Origin of the sequence: Pontibacter sp. 13R65, assembly GCF_047525655.1 — a bacterium.
GTDB lineage: Bacteria > Bacteroidota > Bacteroidia > Cytophagales > Hymenobacteraceae > Pontibacter.
The window spans coordinates 443,851-464,451 of record NZ_JBLIQL010000002.1 but is presented as its reverse complement, the minus strand read 5'-3'; the positions used below and the strand labels follow the sequence as shown (position 1 = coordinate 464,451).

The window sequence follows — 20,601 nt, the reverse complement described above, 5'->3', positions numbered from 1 at the left end:
ATAATGCTGGAGTTCACAGCCTCCCGGTTAGGGTACCAAAGCAAACAGAGCAAAAACTCAAGCAATTCATAGACTCTAGGCCGCTGTCACAGCTAAAACAGGTACTCTGCGAATTCAGCCTGCAAATGCTATTGCCTCTCGCCCACAAGATCCTTCCAGAATCACAATAAAAATAAAAAGGAGGGAGCGCAAAATTACTTTAACTGCCACACAATATGAGGCCAAATAATAACTCCAGCAGTCCTAAAGGCATATTTGCCTGCAGCACCTTTGTACCTAGCTGCGTAATCACGAATTTTGGGTTTAGGACCAGAATTATCCTGAAAAACAAGTATATTGTATCAGATTAGCCGAAACATATGCAGGGATGGCAGCAGAAAATAGGTACAGGTCCAGAAAAGGTAGCAAAAAGCTTTTAATTGCCGTCTGGACTACTAAAAAACAAGCTCTGTAGCCACAAACAATCTCTGACCGGCTGGTAACGTTACGCGTATATACAGTAAGGTTACATTTAAAAGTAAAAGAAGATCACCTATGGCAATATTTTTCACGTTCGTCATCGCGTTGGTGCTGGGTTATATATATGGGCATCACATCAGGCCAAATCAGCGGCTGCGCAAGGCAATACAGGATGTAAGGCAAAAATGCGTTGCTGCCCTGGAAGAAGGAAACAAAGGAGTATACCGCACCATCGTAACTGAGAGCAACAAGTCGTCGGAGTTGGTGGTGGAGGTGCGCGAACTTGCCATAACCCAACAGGGCCAGGTAAAGGTGCAGTACCTGAGCGCATTTTATAAGAACCCTGATTTCAGGAACAAGAAAGGCGATGCGCTGCTCAAAGAAGTGCACGGACTACTGGGCGAGTACCTGCCGCTGAACGAGATAGAATGGTACGAAACCACCGAGCGTCACGAGAACATCAAAAAATACCTCAACTCAATTACGCTTACCCACCACAACCTACTTTAGATACAAAATAAAATGGAGAAAACCGAAATTTCGATTGCCGAGAACAAAGAGCTGATTCAGCAGAAAGCGATGGCTATTTCTAAAACCATTGATCCGACCAAACCCGAATCGCTGAGCAATTTTGGGGTGGAGACGCAGCGCAAGCTCGGCTATTACTCCAACGAGCTGCTGACGAAGGTAAAGGTAAAAGATTCTGGCGATGCCGGGGCAGCCATAAACGAATTGCTGAACCAGATCAACATGGTGAAGATAGACGAAGCCGAAAAGCCGGGTATGCTGTCGCGGATTCCGTTTATGAAAAAGTTCGTAGACAAATCGAAGCGTATTGCCAGCCAGTACAACACTATTTCGGAAAACGTAGACGATGTGGTGGTAAAGCTGGAAAAGACCAGGCAAAGTGTGCTGAAAGACACCACCAGTCTGGAGGTAATGTTTAACCAGGCAGTAGAATACATCCACGAGATTCGTGCTGTTATAGCTGCCGGTAAAATGAAAATTGAAGAAATCGAAACGGTGACCATTCCGAAGCTGCAGGCCGATGTGGAAAGCAGCGGTCAGGATGAACTGGCGGTACAGCGACTGAGTGATATGATCGCTTTTAAGGAGCGGCTGGAGAAGAAGGTGCATGACTTTACGCTGTCGCATACCATTGCCACGCAGTCTATGCCGCAGATCCGGATGATTCAGACAACCAACGATGTGCTGGCGCAGAAGATACAAAACTCTATTGTAACCGTTATTCCGGTTTGGCGACAGCAGGTGGCCATTGCCCTCGGCCTGGAAAAGCAGCGCAAAGCCCTGGAAATTCAGAAGAAGGTAACCGATACTACCAATGAGATGCTGCTAAAAAACTCTCAGCTTCTTAAAACCAATGTAGTGGTGGCTGCCCAGGAAAACGAGCGTGGCATTGTAGATGTGGAAACCCTGAAGAAAGTAAACCGCGATATGGTAGAAACGCTCGACGCTGTAATGAAAATTTCGGAGGAAGGCAGCAAGAAAAGAGCAGAGGCGGTTAAAGAACTGGCTGCGGTGCAGGAGGAGCTCAACAGCAAAATAATAGGCACCTTTGGCAAATCGAAACAGATTGAAACAGAATAATGCGAAGTAGTGACAGGAAAGATAAAGACCAGCAGCGCGTTCTTACACAGGAGCAGGATGCGCTGCTGGATCTGTATAGCGAACACCTCGACAGATATTTCGAGTCTATTAAAGCGTCAGAAAAAGTTCAGGTAGAGATAGAGACGCTGCACCTCAAAAGGATTTTATCAAAATGATAAACATGCTTCGTTTCCTTTTCGGTTTTAAGGGGGAGTCGGGCAACCGCATGGTTGTAGGCCAGCCTGTGCAGGTAGATGTAAAAGAGGTGCAGTACATCTTAAGCTCTACAAACCGGCTCACTGTTTTGCTTAACCTCCAGAACAGGTACAAAGGTACCGCACATGAGGCAAAATTCAGAGCCGTACACGAAAAGAGCAAACGGATCCACAATTACCTTGTTTCCAAGAAAAGGCTACACGAGCTGGAGTTGTTTCATTTGCAGCACACCGACCACTTTATCAATACCTTTACTGTTATAATGGATGTGCACCAGCGGCACGACACCAATTCTCCCGTAGCACCGGAACCTGAACCAGAGCCGGAAAAGAGTGAGGTGCGGGAGGAGCTGCGGCAGGTAAAGGAAAAGCCTCCTAAGCCTGCCAAATATGTAAGCGAAATGGCCCGAAAAGTAAGGGAAAAATCTTCAGGCATAACTTCTGCCAGTGATGATTTGCCTGTAGTAGTGGTACCGGTTGTAGAACTCGACATGTACTCCAGCATTGTGTATGCGCGCGAAAATTCCGACATAGGCCTGATTACCAAAAAAATTGGTTTAAGTTCTACAGAAGAAGAAAAAGAAGCTTTCCTGAACCACCTGGCCAGCAGGATTGGCATCGGCAAAGACAGCCTGAGCTATGCAGGAAATGCCGTTTTATCGGTACCGGCCCGCCATGGAACAGTCGACACAGGTACCATGCCTGTTATTAACTGGGTTGGCTTCAGCTACGCCCTTAGCTTAACCGACTACCGTCTTTTCCCGGTGAACATCGCTCCTAAAGAACTTTAATACGTGCGTGGTAACAGGAGGCAGGTTATCTGGGTATCTAATCTATGAAATGAGCCCTACCTCTGCGGCCTCCTTTTACGTGTACAGCAATTTTAAAAGGAGAAGAAAGCCATTACCCTTTACCTGCTTTCAATGAAAACTCCTCCAGAAGGCCATTTTCATTAGAATAATTGCGTTGCAGCATCTGGCATTTATACTTCCTCATCTTAAAATTCCCATTCAGTATCTGGTTCTGTAGCTGCTGCTATGGGTATTAGGCTGTCGAGGAGTTGTTGCTGACTTTCATCGTATATCAGCTCTCCTTTCAACAGGTAATTGTTGGTGCTCATCATCACCTCGTAGATTGGCGTGTGCACGTGCCGGGGAATTTTAAAGATGCGCTCGTCTCTCTTATCGAAGGGTGTTGTCACTTTGGAGTCGAACAGGTACGGGATCAGAATTTTGGAGCAGCTCATGGCAATGCGGTGAACCTCGTGCTCCTCGAAATACTCCTGCAACCGCTCATTTATGTTCTCAAAGAACTCCACCGTCTCGCCCAGCCGTACCCTGGAGCCTGCCCGCGATTTGCCTTTGGTTTTTAAGTACTTCACCTGGCTTTTTCCCTGCTTTTTGCGTACCATGTACGATCGGAATACCTTATGGTCGAGGTTTAAGCCATTCTCAAAATAGCCCATGGCGCAGTTACCTGACTGAATGAGCAGGATTACATAATGCATATCCCAGCGCTTTACCTGCCCAAGAGCTTGCGGAGGCGGCAGCAGAAGGGGGAGTCTGAAATATAACAACTCGTTGCCCGCCTGGTCCAGCAGCGTAACACGGTGCTTTTCGTGCTGGTAAGCCAACGGATAGCTCTCCGCCTGCAGCTTTTGGAGTAAGTGCAAGGAGGCTTCCTGCGATAATAAGCGATTTAAATTCTTCTGGGGCTCCATCTTAGGTTGTGAAGGTACTTAATATTCCAATTATTTTTTTATAACATCCTGTTTAGGTAATGCCATATTTTTGCTATCTTATATGGGTGTAAGAAGCGAGCATCTGACAGCTCCTGCACCAAAATCAAAAAAATGTGTTTAAATTATTTAGAATAAAATATTACCCATTTTGAATTTAAAATATTTAAGTGGTGTTTCAGAGGTAGCCACCTGCTATAGCCAACACCAAAGCTCTTAAAATTCTTGCACTCAAAATATTTAGTTGTGATAGCGAACAACTAAAACAGCCGTATACAGTAACATAGGGTATAGTGGTAAACGTATGAGGAATTATTCTGACTACAGTTTACACTATAGCAGGTTAAAAGAAGAAAAGTTGTTGCTTGCGCAGCAGCCTGCCTTCAGGAAAGATGGTTATAGGAGCTGTTAAAAACAGCCTCGTATACAAATATTTATAAGAAAGACGCCGACGGACAGAAAAGTAGGGACCTCAGGAAATTATCCTTTAAGACAGGCGCGACACAAGAAAGTCTCTCTTTTTCTGTTGTATAAGTAGGGTTAGCTTTTGCACCCGCTTCAATTCCTTTGTACAATATACGTTCCGTAGCAGTTGCCTTAGCTCACGGCCAATGTTGAGATTCCGCCACTGCTCTCTGAATAAAATGATTCTGACTTTGCTATACAATTGCACCCTATGAACATTTTAGAAAAGATCAAGACAAATTACAGTGCCTCCATGAACGAGATGACAGTAGCTGCCTATCTTGAGGAGTGTAAAAAGGACCCGAAAGTATATGCCAAACCAGCAGAACGGATTCTCGATGCCATTGGGGAGCCGGAAATTCTGGATACGCGGCAAGATCCGGTCCTGAGTAGAATTTTCTCTAACAAGAGAATTAAAATCTACCCTGCTTTTAGAGATTTTTATGGTATGGAAAGCACCATTGAACAGATTGTGTCTTATTTCAGGCATTCTGCGCAGGGGCTGGAAGAGAAAAAGCAGATTTTGTACCTGATGGGTCCGGTAGGGGGAGGTAAAAGCTCGCTCGCCGAAAAGCTGAAGCACCTGATGCAACAGCACCCGATTTATGCGCTTAAAGCAGGAGATCAGGTGAGTCCGGTGTTTGAGAGCCCGCTAGGTTTGTTTGCCGATTATACTGAGGAACTGGAGGCGGAGTACAACATTCCGTCTCGCTACGTGCCGGGCTGCATGAGCCCCTGGGCTTCTAAAAGGCTGCGCGAGTTTGATGGCGATATTAACAGGTTTAAAGTTATTAAACTTTATCCTTCTATTCAGGAGCAGATTGCGATTTCCAAAACGGAGCCGGGCGATGAGAACAACCAAGATATTTCTACGCTGGTAGGTAAAGTCGATATCAGAAAGCTGGCAGAGTACCAGCAAAGCGACCCAGATGCCTACTCTTATACCGGTGGCCTCTGCCTGGCAAACCAGGGCTTACTGGAGTTTGTGGAGATGTTTAAAGCCCCAATAAAGGTGCTGAACCCACTGCTTACGGCCACACAGGAAAAGAACTATAAAGGCACCGAGCCTATAGGCGCTATTCCTTTTGATGGCATTATTCTGGCGCACTCCAACGAGTCGGAATGGGCTAAATTTTTAAATGACAAAAAGAACGAAGCCTTCCTGGACCGTATTTACAAAGTGCAGGTGCCTTACTGTCTGCGGGTGAGTGAGGAAATCAAAATCTATGAGAAGCTGATTCGGGAGAGTTCCCTTAAAAATGCTCCTTGTGCTCCTAAAACCATTGAGTTATTGGCCGAGTTTTCGGTTATGTCGCGGTTAAAAGAGCCTGAAAATTCCAGCATTTACTCTAAAATGCGCGTCTACAATGGCGAAACACTTCGCGAAACTGACCCTAATGCCAAATCGATTCAGGAATATCGTGATGATGCTGGTATAAACGAAGGCATGCAAGGCATTTCTACCCGCTTTGCGTTTAAGATACTCTCCAAGGTATTTAACTTCGACAGCGAAGAAATAGCTGCCAACCCTGTGCACTTGCTTTATGTGCTGGAGCAGGAGGTTATCAAAATGATGCTTCCGCCTGAAACAGAAAGCAAATACCTCCATCTGATTAAATCGGTGTTGGTGAGCAAGTATGCGGAATTTATATCTGACGAAATTCAGAAAGCTTACATTGAGTCTTACAGCTCCTACGGCCAGAATATTTTTGAAAAGTACGTGGTTTATGCCGACCACTGGATGCAAAACAACGATTACCGCGATCCGGATTCAGGAGAAATTTTTGATCGTAGCATCCTTAACGATGAACTGGAGAAAATAGAAAAACCTGCCGGCATTGCCAATCCAAAAGATTTCAGGGCTGAGGTTACCAACTTTTTCCTGCGCCACAAAGCCAACCATGGCGGCAAGAGCCCACGCTGGGATTCTTATGAGAAGATCAAGAACGTAATCGAGAAGAAGATTTTTACAAACACCGAAGACCTGCTGCCGGTTGTCACCTTTACAGTGAAAACCAACGAGGAGGATGAGAAGAAGCATAAGGACTTTACCAGAAGAATGAAGGACAGAGGCTATACCGAAAAGCAAATCCGAATTCTGGTAGATTGGTTTATGCGTGTAAGAAAAACCATGGCGTAAGGCGGATGAGTGCATTTTAATTGAGTGAGTAAGCGAACATCAAACAGTGAAATGATTCACTTATTCACTCATCCACTTATTCCATAATAAAAGTTCTCTCATTCAGTCAATCACTCATTCAAAAGAAAGTATGAGCCACATCGTTGATAGAAGAAAAAATGACAGGGGAAAATCTACGGGGAACAGGCAAAAATTCCTGAAGCGGGTCGAGAACCAGATCAAGAAGGCCATTCCTGACATCATGAGCCAGGAGCGGATAAAGGATAGCCAGACTGGCGGTAGCGTAAAGGTGCCGGTGCGCGGGCTTGATGAGCCTGTTTTCCGGCACGACTCCAAAACCGGGAAAAAGCAAATCGTGAAACCCGGCAACGACCGTTACAACGAGGGCGACCGTATTCCTAAACCCAAAGGAGGCGGAGCAGGAGGTGGCGGCGGCAAAGGATCGAACAGCCCTGAGGTAACAGAAGATGAATTTACCGTAGTACTGTCGAGGGAAGAGTTTTTGCAATACTTTTTTGATGACCTGGCCCTGCCGCACATGGTTAAGAAGCTAATGGACAGCACCGAAACCTTCGAAATGCGTAGGGCTGGCTTTACGCGCGACAGTGTACCCTCCAGGCTAAACATCAAAAACAGCCTGCAGCAGTCGCTGGGCAGGCGGCTGGCACTAAAAGCCGTGTTCGATAAAAAGCTGCAGACCATGGAGGAGCAATTGGCGGGATTAACCGACCAGCAGGCAAAAGCGGCGCTTGAACTGGAGATAGAGAAGGTAAGGCGGCAAGGCAACACTATTCCTTTTTTTGAAGACATAGACCTACGCTACAACAACTTCGAAAAAGTGCCGGTGCCGGTTACCTCTGCTGTGATGTTCTGCATTATGGACGTGTCGGCTTCCATGGGCTACCACGAAAAAGACATTGCCAAGCGCTTTTTTACGCTCCTGTACCTGTTTCTGACCCGGATCTACAAAAACGTGGAGCTAGTCTTTATCCGGCACCACACCGAGGCCAAAGAAGTAAACGAGGATGAATTCTTTAACTCCCGGGAGAGTGGCGGTACGGTAGTAGCGCCTTCACTCAAACTCATGGATAAAATCAGGCGCGAGCGGTATGACGAAAACTGGAATGTGTACTGCTGCCAGGCATCGGATGGAGATGTATGGTCGAAGGAAGATGCCCGGGAGTGTAAAAACCTGGTGCTGGAAACCATTTTGCCAGCTGTGCAATATATGGCCTACATCGAAATCAATAACAGGAACCGAGAGAGCGACCTGTGGCAGGCCTACAACCGCATCAGCGATGACGAAGAATTCTCAATTAGGCACATTAACGAAGTGTATGAGATCTGGCCCGTATTTCAGGGGCTTTTCCGGAAAAGAAGTGAAGCACAGAGCAAGTAGCACGACACTCGTATCTCATAATGCGGTGCCTTAAGGGAAGATGTGGATAGGGAATCTTTATCCAAAGGTGTGACAAATTGTTACACTTTCGTAAAATCGTAATTCCGCGAGAAAGGACAGTGGCTATTGGCAGATAGATCTCAAATCTGAAGCAGCAGTTTACTTTTTGTTATTTTTTCTTATTGCTACGAGAAGTTGTATTACATGATCTATGTGTTGTGATACATCTGTCTGGATACTTGACATGCAAAAATATATGAAGGAGAAAGATAAATACCGGGTTATGTTCAGCAATCCGAACTGGGACTATACTACCCTGGAGGCCGCAGACGAAGTGATTAGCAGAATAGGGCGGGAGTACCTGAAGCTGAAAACATATCCGAACCAGATCGAGATTGTAACCTCTGAGCAGATGCTCGATGCCTATGCCCTTACCGGTTTGCCCACCTCGTACCCGCACTGGAAGTTCGGGAAAGACTTTGTGCTGAACCAGAATAACTACACCAAAGGGCGTATGGGCCTTTCTTATGAACTGGTAATTAACTCTAACCCCTGCATCAGCTACAACATGGAGAACAACTCCACCTGTATGATGCTGCTCGTGATTGCCCATGCCTGCCAGGGCCACAATGCCTTTTTCGCCAATAACTACATGTTTCTCGACTGGACCTCTGCCGACTCTATTGTAGATTACATGGTGTTCGCCAGAGACTACATTATGAAATGCGAGGAAGAATTTGGCGAGGAAGAAGTAGAAAAAGTGCTGGATGCCTGCCATGCCTTGATGAACCACGGCGTGGACAAGTATAAAAAGCCTACCAAGTTATCTGCGAAAGCAGAAAATGAAAGGCTGAAGAAGTTGAGTAACATAAAGCGCGAAAACTACAACGAGCTCTGGCGGACACTGCCTACCGCTCCGGACATACCTGAACCCGGCTCGCGCGAGGAGCACCGGTTCCCGAAAGAACCGGAAGAAAACATATTGTACTTTATCGAAAAATATGCCCCGGCCTTACCGGCCTGGAAACGTGAGATTATAAGAATTGTGCGGAAGGTGGCGCAGTATTTTTACCCGCAGGGTGCCACCAAAGTAATGAACGAAGGCTTTGCCACCTTTACCCATTACCACATCATTAACAAGATGTTTGAAGAAGGCTACGTGAACGATGGCTTTATGCTGGAGTTTATCAAAAGCCATAGTGGTGTGCTGTACCAGCCGGAGTACAACAGCAAGTACTATTCTGGCCTCAACCCGTATACTCTCGGCTTTAATATTTTTATGGATATTAAGCGCATATGCCAGGAGCCTACCGCCGAAGATAAATACTGGTTCCCCAACCTGATCGGTAAGAACTGGTTGGATCAGGTAAACTACGTGATGGAAAATTTCCGCGACGACAGCTTTATTCTGCAGTACTTGTCGCCTAAGGTCATCCGCGACATGAAGCTCTTTACCATTGTAGATAACGAGCTGGATACAACTTACGAGATTGGAGCCATCCATAATGAGCGCGGCTACAAAAAGGTGCGGGAACAGCTGAGCAACCAATACGACCGCTCTTCTTACGTGCCCAACATACAGGCCACCAAAGTAGACCTTCACCAAACGAGCAAACTTTACCTCACGCACACCATCCAAAGCGACAGGCGATTAGAGGCTGAAAGCGCCAGGTCAACGCTAAAACATATCCGGTATCTGTGGGGCTTTCCGGTAGAGCTTCATTCCAAGAATAAACTCGGGATAAACGAAAGTACCTTCGAAATAAAGTAATTGTAAGGCATTTCAGTTTACTGAAGTGCCTTTTCTTTGAAGGATGTTGCACTCGCAATACGGTACACGCAAAGGCTGGTGGTCCAACAGAAAAATCCTTTTTTTAATTATTCCTAGGTATCAGACCATTGTTTCTACCTTTCTAAGTTTATGTCCTGGTATAAGCGAGTGAAAAGGAGGGAAGCCGACTTTTTCCTGCTATACCGATGGCGGCAAGGTGATTATTTTGCCTGTGGCAGTGGCACAAAATATTTTAGTGACACTATACTCCAATCAGCACTTATACCTAATCGGTAATAAATAGCGTATAAGCTAAATATAGCGATTTTGTAAAGCTAAGGTATTGGGCAGTAGCGTGAATTTTTTGAGGGTAATGCTTTTTATTGGTCTTTTTAAACTTAACTACCAGAAATCGTATCGTTATATAGCCACATGGCGTGGTTTTACAAACATAAGTAGAAGCCCATTTCCTATGCAAAAAGCTGTTAGAGGAACTTCAAGTGCCGGTCATGCCTAATTAATCTCACCTGTTCTATGAAACCGCTTTATTACCTGTTGCTCTTTCTGCTGCTTATAAACTGTTCCGGTGATAAGTCGATACACCGTGCGACAAAAAACCGGGAGCGGGCAGAAAAAACGCAGGACGTTTTAAAAGAGAAGTACGAGGATATGGTGGCGGAGAAGTTTGAAGCCTGGTATCCAACAAAAGAAACAGAAACCATTGTCAGAGATACGGTCCGGGTAACCCACACTATAGAAGTAATGGTACCTGTTCCGGAGGAACGGCAGGTAGCACAAAGCCCGGTGCGGCCTGCTCCTGTAAACAAAGCAAAGGCTGTGGTGAGGTGCCCGAAGGTGGCTTTTTACAACGAAACTATTGCCGCTCTAAAACAAAAGACCGAAGAAAGAAATGCTGCCCTTGAAACCGCTACCCAACGTTATAAAGCAGTGCAACAGAGCCTAACCAAGGAACAAGCCGCCCACCGGTTTGTAAGAGCTGAACTGGAGAAGGAACGGGAAATCAGGATAGCATGGATCTGGTTTAATGTTTTCCTGGGTTTAACTATCGCCATGTTTGTAGTAGGAAAAATTTTCAGACTTTTTTAGCTGAACAGCCTCTCTTTTTACCTATCCATCAATGCTTGTTATTGCCGCAAGGGCTGGTTTAATAATAATCTGCCATGAGCTCTAAAAGCAAATTTTGCCTCCGGAAGGGCTATTTTATTAGAATAATATGGCGCGACCCTGTTAGCCCTGGCTGTAGCTTATCTTAAAATTTAATCTGCTTGAAGGACAAATACAGCTGAAAATGCATACATTTCTTATCTCACGGTAAATCCCTAACAAGTATGAAAAAAAACATATCGTTCAGCAGTATTCTCGCTCTGGCAGCGACTTTTATGCTTTTTAATATACATGCAGCATTTAGTCAGGGCAGCCCTACTTTAAAAGGAACAGTGGAGCGTATTAAGGTGCATGGCAAAGGTCTGGAAGGAAACCTATCTGGCGACTCCCCTGACCGGGAAGTTTCAGTTTACCTGCCGCCCAGTTACAAGGCCAACTCAAAGCGACGCTACCCGGTTGTTTACCTCCTACATGGTTTTACCGACAACGATGCGAAGCTGTACGGAATCGAAAAGCATTGGATGAGTCTGCCAGATGTACTGGATGAGGCATTTACCAAGGGCCGGAAACAAGAGATAATCTTTGTAACGCCCAATGCTTTTACGCGTTTTCAGGGTAGCATGTACTCCAGCTCCGTTACAAACGGCAACTGGGAAGAATACGTGGCGAAGGAACTGGTAAGTTATATTGATCAGCATTACCGTACCATACCAAAGGCCGAAAGTCGCGGTTTGGCGGGGCATTCTATGGGTGGATTTGGTGCCATGCGCATTGGGCAGCAGTACCCGGATGTTTTTTCGAGTTTATACCTGTTAAGTCCGTGCTGCCTGGAGGCTACCAACAATGTGCCGCAGGACACTGCGTTGCAGGCCAAACTGCAGGCTATTCAAACTCCAGCCGATCTCGAAAAGGCAGATTTTTTTACCAAAGCCATGTTTGCATCTGCTGCTGCCTGGTCGCCTAACCCTCAAAAACCTCCTTTTTTCGTAGACCTGCCGCTAGAAAACAGTCAGGTACAACCCCTGGTACTGGCCAAATGGACAGCTAACCGGCCGCTTGCTACCATCGATCGTAATATTTTCCAGATCAGGAAGTTGCGTGCTCTGGCTTTTGATGCAGGTTCACAAGACAGGGGAATTGCTGTCAGTATTAAAGAATTAAATAAAGTGCTTACCAGCTACAGTGTGCCTCATACATACGAAGAATACGAAGGCGACCACATTAATAAAGTGGCAGAACGCATCGGTACCAAACTGCTTGATTTCTACTCGAAGAACCTGTCGTTCGAGCAGTCGAAGAAATAAATTGAGTGGAAATAGGTGAGAGGCTGATCCATTTGTCGTTTGTTTTTACCTGTATAGATCAGTTTTAGTAGTGTTTGTCTAAAATCCAAAAATTTAATATTAATTATTCATTAATTAGTAGGCTTTTTTGATTGAACCACAAATCTGTAAAACTATGAAAAATGCATTAATTAAATCCGTAGTGGCAGTGTGCCTGCTATGGGGTGCAGGCTTATCGGCCACTGCACAAGCGCCTCAACCCGACAAAGGAACCTGGGTAGTAGAAACGAACCTGAATCAGAAAAACTTTTCTATTGTAAGGTTCTACAACCGGCATGGCAACCTGATTTATGAAGAAAAAATACAGGGAGTTTACCTGGATGTAACCAAGCCTAAAACCAAAAAGCTGCTGGATAAGTCTTTGGAGCATATTAGTTCTAACACTGTAATTGCCGGCCAGTATTTTAAAAATTCCTTACCGGCCAATAAATTGGCAAAGCGGTAGATTAAAAAGGCTGAGAAGGTGTAGCTCCTCAGCCTTTTTTCATATAGCAGCTGCCTTGCAAGGCTATCGGTACCAGATCTCTCAAATATGTAAAGCCAAAGTGTAGTTATGGCTAAAATTGCCTCCGGAAGGCCTTTTTCATTAGAATAATTTGGTTACTGTGGAAGGAGTTTGATGGGCTAATGTAAGCTTCAATAAGTTGAAAATGAGTTAGTAAGCCTTCGCTGCTCCTGCACGTGTCTGGGAGAAGAAGCGGATAATTCTATTTACCAACATCTGGAGCCTAGCATTCAGCACCTCAAAAAAGCCTCTGGAAGTATGTTTTCATTAGAAGAATTTAAATGGCTACCGGAAGTATTATGGCTGAAAAGGCGAGGGACTAATGCAAGTCCAGCCACCATCTATAACCAGGCTCTGCCCTGTTATGTGGCGAGCTTCTTCTGAGAGTAGAAAGAGAGCTGCGTTGGCAATATCGGATACGGTGGCCGGTCGGCCCATGGGCGTAATAGAAGACCAGGTGCTTTCGTAATCTTCTTCCTCAGTTGTTCGCTCCGTTAAGGTAGCGCCAGGGGCCAGGGCGTTTACATTAATTCGGTAAGGTGAAAGTTCTATCACCAGGTTTCTTGCCAGCATTTCGATGGCTGCTTTGCTCATAGCATAAGCCGCGAGGTTTTTGTGTGCCTGGTGCCCGGTAACCGATGACATAAACAGCAAAGAACCCCCGTCTATTTGCCGCCGCATTTGTTTGGCGGCTTCCTGCGCCAGAAAAAACGTTCCGCCCAGGTTCAACTGCATCACCTGCTGGAAAGCCTCAGGCGAGTAAGTAAAAAAGTCGCCAAAATGGGTGATACCAGCATTTGCCACCACCGCATGTAATCCGCCGAACTCTGAAGCGGCTTTACCCACTAAACTCCTGATAAATGCCGGGTCGCCGGCATCTCCTGCCATGTCCAGGCAAATGCCCTGCTCTCGTCTAATTTGTTCAGCAGCGGTTTCTGCCAGTGCCGAGTTCAGGTCGTTTAAGATAACTTTTGCACCGGCATGAGCTAATTGCTTACTTATCTGCAGGCCAATTCCTTGTCCGGCACCTGTTACAATGGCTACTTTATCTTTAAAATTCATCCTATTCAGTATTAACTGCTATCTGTAGGTTTTAAATATCCGTAACGAAACATTACGGTATACGCAAAACTCAGAAAAGGCTTTCATCGACTCTGATGCAAACGGGCGCATGAAAAGGTGCCATCCGATATAGTTTTACACCTGCACTAGGTCCCGTACTACAGCTTTTTGCTACAACAGCCTAGAACAAGGCAGGAGGTTAAAGTAGGATACAAACCCTTAGTAATTTATACCTAAGGTAACTTTATCGAGGAAAAATACTGAAAATTATAACATAACTATTGCTTTTCCGTGAATGAAAGAGCTGAAGTTGCCTGAGCAGGATGAAACTGGCAACAGTTCTTATGGTAGTATTTATTTTTTTACTGATGAAGACTTCTTTTTTCCGCCCGCTGAAAAATGTATATTCAGGAACTAAGGTTTTCACCTTGCCAGGTACGTGGTTATTGAATCGTTTGTGTTGCAATATCTTTTTGCTGCTTCTGCTAAGCTTTGTCATGAGTAGTTGTGCCACCTGGAATCTGGGAGCTTCCGGCCAGCGAAAAGTGAAGGGGAAGACATTTGTTATTCTGGGAGCTTCGAGCGGGTTTGGCAGGGGAGTGGCAGAGCAGTTAGGAGCCTATGGCGCTAATGTAGTGCTGGCGGCCCGCCGGACTGACTTACTGGAAGAAGTGGCTAGCCAGGTAAGAGCCGCAGGCGGCACAGCCTTGGTGGTGACTACCGATATTACCAAGCCAGATGAAGTGGAACGGTTGGCAGCAGCAACGCTCCAGCAGTACGGTAAGATAGATGTCTGGATTAATATGGCTGGTGTGGGCGCCATTGGGCGTTTCTGGGAAATTCCGCTGGAAGACCAGGCCAGGATTGTAGATATTAACCTGAAAGGATTTATTTATGGGAGCCAGGTGGCCATCAAACAGTTCAGGTCTCAGGGGTACGGTGCCCTAATATACATGGGCTCTATTGAGAGTGTGAATCCTCTGGCCTACCATGCTTCTTATGCAGCTACCAAAGGAGGTGTGCTAAACCTGACGCAGGCCCTCAATCAGGAACTGCGCCTGGACGGGCATAAAAACATTCGTGTAGTAAATGTGGAGCCCTGGGCGGTAGATACACCTTTCTGGCAGCATGCCGCTAATTACAGCGGAGGCACAGCACGCATGGCTGCTATGGACCCTCCCCGTAAAGTGGTGAACGCCACCATTCGAGCTTCTCTTCGACGCAGAAACGAATTGCCCGTAGGTTGGAAAGCTAAAGGCACCTGGATGTCGCACCGGGTGTTTCCGCGCTTTACCGAATGGTTTTCGGCCAACATAATACACAAGTACCAGATAGAAAATGCACCTCCCGCACCTCCTACCTCAGGAGCTGTGCACGCACCTATGGAGTCTGGCAGGGGAGTAGAGGATGGCGTAAGGAAAAGAATAAAAGCCGAAAAGCGGCAGCAAAGGCAAAATAAGTAAGTCAGGAGCCGGTTGGCCCGCTATTGGTTATTATTTAACCAGATACCTTATATATGGGTGCAGGAGCAAAAAAGTGCCTGCACCTTTTTTGGTTTCTTGGGCCTGGTAAAAGCTTAATCACACTCTGGTACCATGCCCATTACAACGCCAGTAGGAGTTGAAATTGGTCTCACTACTGTTCTGCAGTTCCCCTTCCCCCCGCTACTATTTTCGTGCTTTTCCCGCTGGGCATTGTAAGTCACCGTTAACTGAGTGCCCGCCGGAAGGTTATCTATTTGCTTGAGCTGCACCACATGCATCTTAAGAATAAAATTAGTTTCTGTCATGCTGCCTTCAAAGTCATACTGTTCCTGTTGCGTGGTGGTCTGGCCACTGATAATACCTTGAGGGGAAATTTGTAAATTTAGTTCACCTTCTGCAGAGCTCCATACCTCCTTATCCTGCTTTCCTTTGATCTTTAAATTTAGTGAATTGATATTAGATAGCTTGGTAGTTATCACTACAGTGGCAGAATCACCGCGAACTTCCATGAGTTGAGCGCTTGATGTGCCGTTAACGGTATTGCCTGGACTTGCACCAGTATTTATAGTAACGGCGGCCGTGCCTTTGTAAGGCTCCCCATTATATTTCTGAATAAAAGTTTGTTCAGCAGCATAATCTTTTTTACAACTAAGCAGCAGCAGGAGCGAATAACAAGCCATAAAGCGGAGCAGCAGGTGCGATTTGGTTTTCATGTTTAATAGTTTTGGGCTAGTTAGCATATCAAATTAACCTATCAAAAAAACTTATCTTACGCTCCTTCTCATGAAAGGGTGTCCTTTAGTCGCGGTATAAAACGATGACTACTAGCTTTTTGCCTCTGTTCTGCCTTGAAATTAACCTCACAATTTAAATTTTAGTTATGTTACCTTTTAATCTTTTCTGTCACAAGGAATGGTTGCTTTGTGTTTGGAAATATGTCATATACCTGCTTTACTAGATTAGATGACAAAATTATATAAGAATAAGGATGTTACTTTTTTTACATAACCTTCTTTTTTATTTAGTTATAAATTTTATATATTTATTTATATCAACTAGAGATACTTCCTTTTCTGTACCTTTCGATCTGCCCCGGCACCTGTTTACCACGTGATTGTAAAGCCATAATTTGATTTAGTGCGTTCCCAGTTTTATTAGTTCGACCTCCTGGTACTTCTTTTAAAGGGTTTTATTGCAGACTTATCCACATTTCTTATGAAAACAGAACACCCCTATTTATGCCGTTAACATCAGAAAAGGTACGCGTTAAACTACCCCCTCCTTCAAACCCGCAGGAGTATAATAAACTCGTAAAGCTGTGGCAAAACCTTAGTTATGAGCCAAACTTGTTAGATTATGGAGAAAGTTTTGCAAATAATGCGGCACTGCTAGCTGTTTTAAATCTTTCTCCCTGTGTAACTAAAATTCTTAATCTCCGAACTCAGCAGTTTGAATTTGTGAGCAGCAATGTATCTGGCTTGTTTGGGTATGAGAAGCAAGATTTTTTGGAGCAGGGCTTAGCTTTTATGAATAGCATTGCTCACCCGGATGATCTGCAAAACAGTTGGAGACTGATTACCAGCATATGGGATTTTATAATGGCTGTACCATCTGCTGATCAGGTACATTACCAGTTTAACTACGATTTCAGGATTATCAAACCATCTGGCAACGTGGTAAGAGTGTTGGCGCAGAATTCTATATTTCAATCAGACAGCAAGGGCCATATATCCCACGTGCTCTGCATTTATTCAGACATTTCTCACTGGAAGAAGAGCGGCCAGCAGGTCGCCTCTATTGTCTCCACCCTCTCAAAAACCTGTTACTTCTTCACCCTTCAGAGCGACAATGCCTATAGACCTTTAACCTGCCTGAGCAAGCGAGAACTGGAAATAGTAAAGCTAATGGCAGAAGGATATAGCAGCAAGCTTATTGCTGAAAAACTCTTCATCAGCTTCCATACGGTAAATACGCACCGCCAAAAGATTATGGAGAAGACCCATACTCATAATACCGGTGGGCTTGTGCAGTTTGCAGTGTCCAATGGCCTGATATAATCCTTGTTATTTACTTCTTTATGAGAGAAGTAAATAATTCATTTATTGAGGCTCTTAAATTCGGATGCTGATACTTTCAGCGAATTTTCCCTTTGAAATTGGAAGGAGTGGTCTGGCTAAAACAGTGGTAATCAAATTCATTAAAAGAGGTTAATCTGTTGTTAAATAAAGAATCAGGAGCTTTACTAAATATTTAGATTGTAATACTCATTATAATCTATCTAATATATTTATAAACGTATAGTGGTATTAAATTACACTTAATGATGAACTTCTAACTAGCCGCCATGATGACCGATGTTAAGCCTGCCGCTTTCGGAAAAGCAAATTATCTTGTTCTGCTCTTACTTTACCTCCTGTCAGGTTTAGCCCTGAGCCACCAGGTGCAAGCACAATCGTTTCCGCCTGGTTTTACCAGAGTACAGGTAGCAAGCGGCCTTACCAACCCCACGTCCATGGCTTTTGCTCCTGACGGTCGAATTTTTGTGACGCAACAGAACGGCACTTTAAGAATCATCAAGAACGGAAACCTGTTAGCCACTCCGTTTCTCAGGCTAAATGTAAATTCAGCGGGGGAACAAGGTTTATTGGGGATAGCATTAGACCCTAATTTTTCGAGCAATCAGTATGTCTACCTGTATTACTCCTTACCCGACGGTACCCGAAACAGGATCAGCCGCTTTAAAGGCAATGGCGATGTGGTGGTGGCAGGAAGTGAGTTGGTACTGTTAAACCTTGATCCTGTAAGGGGTAATTATCATAACGGAGGGACCATGCAATTTGGGCTAGATGGTAAATTATACGTTGCCATAGGGGAAAATTCCAATCCGGCTCATGCTCAAAACCTGGACACGTACCATGGCAAACTGTTGCGCATAAACCCAGATGGTTCTGTACCTACCGGAAATCCTTTTACCGGTTCCGCCCAGCGAAGCCGTATCTGGGCCTATGGTCTCCGGAACCCTTTTACTTTCGATATCCAGCCTGGCACCGGCAAAATTTTTGTAAATGATGTGGGAGCTAAAGCCTGGGAAGAAATAAATGATGCCACCACACGGGGTAAGAATTTTGGCTGGCCCACCGTAGAGGGCAACAGCTCAAATGTAGCGTTCGCCAACCCGGTTTACGCATACCCCTATGAACCAGGTTCCAGCGATGGAGTAGGCTGTGCCATCACAGGGGGCACCTTTTTTAATCCTGCAACCACTAATTATCCGTCGCAATACTATGGCCGCTATTTTTACCAGGACTACTGCAATGGCTGGATCAATATGCTTTCCATTTCCGGCTCTACTGTTACTAGAATGCCTTTTGCGACCGGCTTAGGCGGCAATGCGATTAATATTAAAACTGGCACAGATGGTAATCTTTATTTCTTTGAGAGAAGCACCAGCGCCCTCTACCGAATCATTTATACTAATAACACTGTTCCGGCCATTGCAAGGCATCCGGTTAATATAACAGTTCCGGCAGGTCAGTCAGCCAGCTTTTCGGTAACTGCCACCGGAACGGCACCCTTGAGATACCAGTGGCAAAGGAATGGAATCAACATTTCTAATGCTACTGGCGCTACCTTTACCATTGCCAGCGCTACCAGCTCGCATGCAGGCGCCTACAGAGTTGTTGTTTCTAATGCTGCTGGGAGTGTTACCAGTAATACGGCTCAATTAACTGTAACGGCTCTTAATAATCCGCCGGTTGCGCAAATTCAAACTCCTCTCGCAAACACGCTTTACAGAGGGGGAGATACCATCCGGTTTTCCGGCAGTGCCACCGATCCAGAAGACGGCACTCTGAGCGCCAGCGCCTTTACCTGGTTGGTGGACTTTCATCATGACACGCATAAACACGATAGCCCACCTATAGCCACCGGCGTGAGGAGCGGGTATTACGTAATTCCCCGCACCGGCGAAGTATCAGACAATGTTTGGTATCGGTTCATACTGGTGGTGAAGGATTCTAAAGGCTTAACCAGCACCACCTACCGCGATGTATTTCCGCGCAAAACCACCATGAGCCTGGCTACCCAGCCGGCAGGACTTCAGGTTACGCTAGATGGGCAACCGGTAAGAACTTCTACTTCTGTTGTTGGGGTGGAGGGTATCAGGCGAAGTATTGGCATTGTAAACGGGCAGGTTTTAAATGGTAAAACCTATGATTTTGCCCGTTGGCAACACGGAGGATCTGCCACACAAACCATCACGACGCCCATTAATGATATCACCTATACTGCGGTTTATCAGGAAAGGATTTTTAACCCACTTAGGTTAGAAGCTGAAAATGCCGCACGTTCGGGTGCGGTAGTTACCACATCTCACTCTGGTTATACAGGCAGTGGTTATGCTGATTACGTAAATGCTTCAGGCGATTATGTGGAATGGACTGTTCGGGTGCCGCACACTGGAAGCTACACCATCAGTTTCAGATACGCCTTAGCCAGTACTCCCAGGAGCTTGCGCATCAGTGCCAATGGAACAACTTTAAATGCAGGTCTGTCTTTTGCCCGCACCAGCACGTGGAGTAGCTGGTCCAATGTGGCTATTACCGCCAATCTGAATGCTGGCACAAACAGGATCAGAGCCACTGCCACAGGCAGCAGCGGTCCTAATATCGACCATATTGTTGTGTCATGGAATAGTCAGCTAGCCAGTCTAGCAAATGCACAACCAGTAGGCATAGATGGACCAGCAAATGTTTTCACCGTCAGTCCGAATCCCGCTCGACAGATCGTAAACCTGGATGTAATGGCAAATGAGGGAGAGGCTATAAGGGTGAATCTGGTAAACATGCAAGGTAAAGTTCTGTCAACTCATCAGTTAAAAGGAACAAGTACTGGCATGAACAGCTTTACCCTCAACCTCCAAAACCTGAGCAGTGGCCCATACATTCTACAATTAGTAAAAGAAAGCGCTACAGTATCTAAGCTAATTATAATAGAGAAGTAAATGCGAATGGGTTGCAACGCTTACGGACAGGTCGTAGCCTGTCCGTAAGCGTGTGAGGGTTTAATTATTTCTTCGTGTCATACAAATAAAATTTACAAGACAATTAAATAATTCATAGCTATTCTTATATTGCCAAGGCCTAATATTAATGTTGATTCTTCTTTTTATCAGGTTTAGAATTGTTTTTGAATAACTACCAGCATTTTGAGCAGGCTTCGAGTGAATAAGATCTGAAGCAAGGTAGTGCAGCTCCATCTAATTTGACTCAAGGTGCAATTTGAGATG

16 protein-coding genes are annotated in these 20,601 nt (G+C 45.3%); 13 read left to right on the top strand and 3 right to left on the bottom strand.

The features are described 5' to 3' along the window. The first annotated feature begins 534 nt into the window (after nucleotides 1-534). From ACMA1I_RS04420 to ACMA1I_RS04405, 4 genes are read left to right on the top strand one after another with little or no spacing between them, the layout of a single operon-like run. Complete coding sequence (locus tag ACMA1I_RS04420; protein ID WP_337067076.1) at nucleotides 535-969, top strand: hypothetical protein; 435 nt, start codon at nucleotides 535-537, stop codon at nucleotides 967-969. 12 nt (nucleotides 970-981) lie between these two features. Then, nucleotides 982-2,067, top strand: a complete 1,086-nt coding sequence (locus ACMA1I_RS04415; RefSeq protein ID WP_337067075.1) for a toxic anion resistance protein — start codon at nucleotides 982-984, stop codon at nucleotides 2,065-2,067. Continuing rightward, nucleotides 2,067-2,243 (top strand): hypothetical protein, encoded by a 177-nt coding sequence (locus ACMA1I_RS04410; RefSeq protein ID WP_337067074.1) that lies wholly within the window; start codon nucleotides 2,067-2,069, stop codon nucleotides 2,241-2,243. Before ACMA1I_RS04415 ends, ACMA1I_RS04410 begins: the two co-directional genes overlap by 1 nt. Further along, entirely contained in the window at nucleotides 2,240-3,073 is an 834-nt protein-coding gene (locus tag ACMA1I_RS04405) for a hypothetical protein (protein WP_337067073.1), read from the top strand. The genes ACMA1I_RS04410 and ACMA1I_RS04405 overlap by 4 nt, the downstream gene beginning before the upstream one ends. A 206-nt stretch (nucleotides 3,074-3,279) precedes the next feature. On the opposite strand, the gene ACMA1I_RS04400 is transcribed toward ACMA1I_RS04405, so the two are convergent. Continuing rightward, a complete protein-coding gene (locus ACMA1I_RS04400; protein ID WP_337067072.1) occupies nucleotides 3,280-4,002 on the bottom strand; it encodes a hypothetical protein in 723 nt (240 codons plus the stop codon). Between the two features lie 694 nt (nucleotides 4,003-4,696). Between ACMA1I_RS04400 and ACMA1I_RS04395 the strand changes: the two genes are divergently transcribed. The 6 genes from ACMA1I_RS04395 to ACMA1I_RS04370 all read left to right on the top strand — a co-directional run bounded on the left by ACMA1I_RS04395 (nucleotide 4,697) and on the right by ACMA1I_RS04370 (nucleotide 12,708). Beyond that, complete coding sequence (locus ACMA1I_RS04395; protein WP_337067071.1) at nucleotides 4,697-6,625, top strand: PrkA family serine protein kinase; 1,929 nt, start codon at nucleotides 4,697-4,699, stop codon at nucleotides 6,623-6,625. Nucleotides 6,626-6,755: 130 nt separating this feature from the next. Continuing rightward, a complete protein-coding gene (locus tag ACMA1I_RS04390) occupies nucleotides 6,756-8,024 on the top strand; it encodes a YeaH/YhbH family protein (RefSeq protein ID WP_337067070.1) in 1,269 nt (422 codons plus the stop codon). A gap of 256 nt (nucleotides 8,025-8,280) precedes the next feature. Further along, nucleotides 8,281-9,795 (top strand): SpoVR family protein, encoded by a 1,515-nt coding sequence (locus ACMA1I_RS04385; protein ID WP_337067069.1) that lies wholly within the window; start codon nucleotides 8,281-8,283, stop codon nucleotides 9,793-9,795. A gap of 534 nt (nucleotides 9,796-10,329) precedes the next feature. Continuing rightward, complete coding sequence (locus ACMA1I_RS04380; RefSeq protein ID WP_337067068.1) at nucleotides 10,330-10,902, top strand: hypothetical protein; 573 nt, start codon at nucleotides 10,330-10,332, stop codon at nucleotides 10,900-10,902. A 242-nt stretch (nucleotides 10,903-11,144) separates the two neighbouring features. After that, entirely contained in the window at nucleotides 11,145-12,224 is a 1,080-nt protein-coding gene (locus ACMA1I_RS04375; protein WP_337067067.1) for an alpha/beta hydrolase, read from the top strand. A gap of 154 nt (nucleotides 12,225-12,378) precedes the next feature. Next, nucleotides 12,379-12,708, top strand: a complete 330-nt coding sequence (locus tag ACMA1I_RS04370; RefSeq protein ID WP_337067066.1) for a hypothetical protein — start codon at nucleotides 12,379-12,381, stop codon at nucleotides 12,706-12,708. 357 nt (nucleotides 12,709-13,065) lie between these two features. Here the strand turns inward: ACMA1I_RS04370 and ACMA1I_RS04365 are convergent, their stop codons facing one another. Then, complete coding sequence (locus tag ACMA1I_RS04365) at nucleotides 13,066-13,830, bottom strand: SDR family oxidoreductase (protein ID WP_337067065.1); 765 nt, start codon at nucleotides 13,828-13,830, stop codon at nucleotides 13,066-13,068. A gap of 497 nt (nucleotides 13,831-14,327) precedes the next feature. On the opposite strand from ACMA1I_RS04365, the gene ACMA1I_RS04360 reads away from it, so the two are divergent. Then, nucleotides 14,328-15,293, top strand: a complete 966-nt coding sequence (locus ACMA1I_RS04360) for an SDR family NAD(P)-dependent oxidoreductase (protein ID WP_337067064.1) — start codon at nucleotides 14,328-14,330, stop codon at nucleotides 15,291-15,293. A 113-nt stretch (nucleotides 15,294-15,406) separates the two neighbouring features. On the opposite strand, the gene ACMA1I_RS04355 is transcribed toward ACMA1I_RS04360, so the two are convergent. Next, entirely contained in the window at nucleotides 15,407-16,027 is a 621-nt protein-coding gene (locus ACMA1I_RS04355; protein ID WP_337067063.1) for a hypothetical protein, read from the bottom strand. A 525-nt stretch (nucleotides 16,028-16,552) separates the two neighbouring features. Here ACMA1I_RS04355 and ACMA1I_RS04350 point away from each other — a divergent pair. Together ACMA1I_RS04350 and ACMA1I_RS04345 are read left to right on the top strand one after the other, a co-directional pair. Then, the gene (locus ACMA1I_RS04350) at nucleotides 16,553-17,371 is read left to right on the top strand and encodes a LuxR C-terminal-related transcriptional regulator (RefSeq protein ID WP_337067062.1); all 819 of its coding nucleotides are present in this window, start codon (nucleotides 16,553-16,555) and stop codon (nucleotides 17,369-17,371) included. 287 nt (nucleotides 17,372-17,658) lie between these two features. After that, entirely contained in the window at nucleotides 17,659-20,316 is a 2,658-nt protein-coding gene (locus tag ACMA1I_RS04345) for a PQQ-dependent sugar dehydrogenase (RefSeq protein WP_337067061.1), read from the top strand. Nucleotides 20,317-20,601 lie beyond the last annotated feature (285 nt).

Excerpts from the sequence above, each read along its gene's own strand:
- ACMA1I_RS04420 (WP_337067076.1), top strand. The coding sequence starts at position 535 with ATGGCAATATTTTTCACGTTCGTCATCGCGTTGGTGCTGGGTTATATA.
- ACMA1I_RS04415 (WP_337067075.1), top strand. The coding sequence starts at position 982 with ATGGAGAAAACCGAAATTTCGATTGCCGAGAACAAAGAGCTGATTCAG.
- ACMA1I_RS04410 (WP_337067074.1), top strand. The coding sequence starts at position 2,067 with ATGCGAAGTAGTGACAGGAAAGATAAAGACCAGCAGCGCGTTCTTACA.
- ACMA1I_RS04405 (WP_337067073.1), top strand. The coding sequence starts at position 2,240 with ATGATAAACATGCTTCGTTTCCTTTTCGGTTTTAAGGGGGAGTCGGGC.
- ACMA1I_RS04400 (WP_337067072.1), bottom strand. The coding sequence starts at position 4,002 with ATGGAGCCCCAGAAGAATTTAAATCGCTTATTATCGCAGGAAGCCTCC.
- ACMA1I_RS04395 (WP_337067071.1), top strand. The coding sequence starts at position 4,697 with ATGAACATTTTAGAAAAGATCAAGACAAATTACAGTGCCTCCATGAAC.
- ACMA1I_RS04390 (WP_337067070.1), top strand. The coding sequence starts at position 6,756 with ATGAGCCACATCGTTGATAGAAGAAAAAATGACAGGGGAAAATCTACG.
- ACMA1I_RS04385 (WP_337067069.1), top strand. The coding sequence starts at position 8,281 with ATGAAGGAGAAAGATAAATACCGGGTTATGTTCAGCAATCCGAACTGG.
- ACMA1I_RS04380 (WP_337067068.1), top strand. The coding sequence starts at position 10,330 with ATGAAACCGCTTTATTACCTGTTGCTCTTTCTGCTGCTTATAAACTGT.
- ACMA1I_RS04375 (WP_337067067.1), top strand. The coding sequence starts at position 11,145 with ATGAAAAAAAACATATCGTTCAGCAGTATTCTCGCTCTGGCAGCGACT.
- ACMA1I_RS04370 (WP_337067066.1), top strand. The coding sequence starts at position 12,379 with ATGAAAAATGCATTAATTAAATCCGTAGTGGCAGTGTGCCTGCTATGG.
- ACMA1I_RS04365 (WP_337067065.1), bottom strand. The coding sequence starts at position 13,830 with ATGAATTTTAAAGATAAAGTAGCCATTGTAACAGGTGCCGGACAAGGA.
- ACMA1I_RS04360 (WP_337067064.1), top strand. The coding sequence starts at position 14,328 with ATGAGTAGTTGTGCCACCTGGAATCTGGGAGCTTCCGGCCAGCGAAAA.
- ACMA1I_RS04355 (WP_337067063.1), bottom strand. The coding sequence starts at position 16,027 with ATGAAAACCAAATCGCACCTGCTGCTCCGCTTTATGGCTTGTTATTCG.
- ACMA1I_RS04350 (WP_337067062.1), top strand. The coding sequence starts at position 16,553 with ATGCCGTTAACATCAGAAAAGGTACGCGTTAAACTACCCCCTCCTTCA.
- ACMA1I_RS04345 (WP_337067061.1), top strand. The coding sequence starts at position 17,659 with ATGATGACCGATGTTAAGCCTGCCGCTTTCGGAAAAGCAAATTATCTT.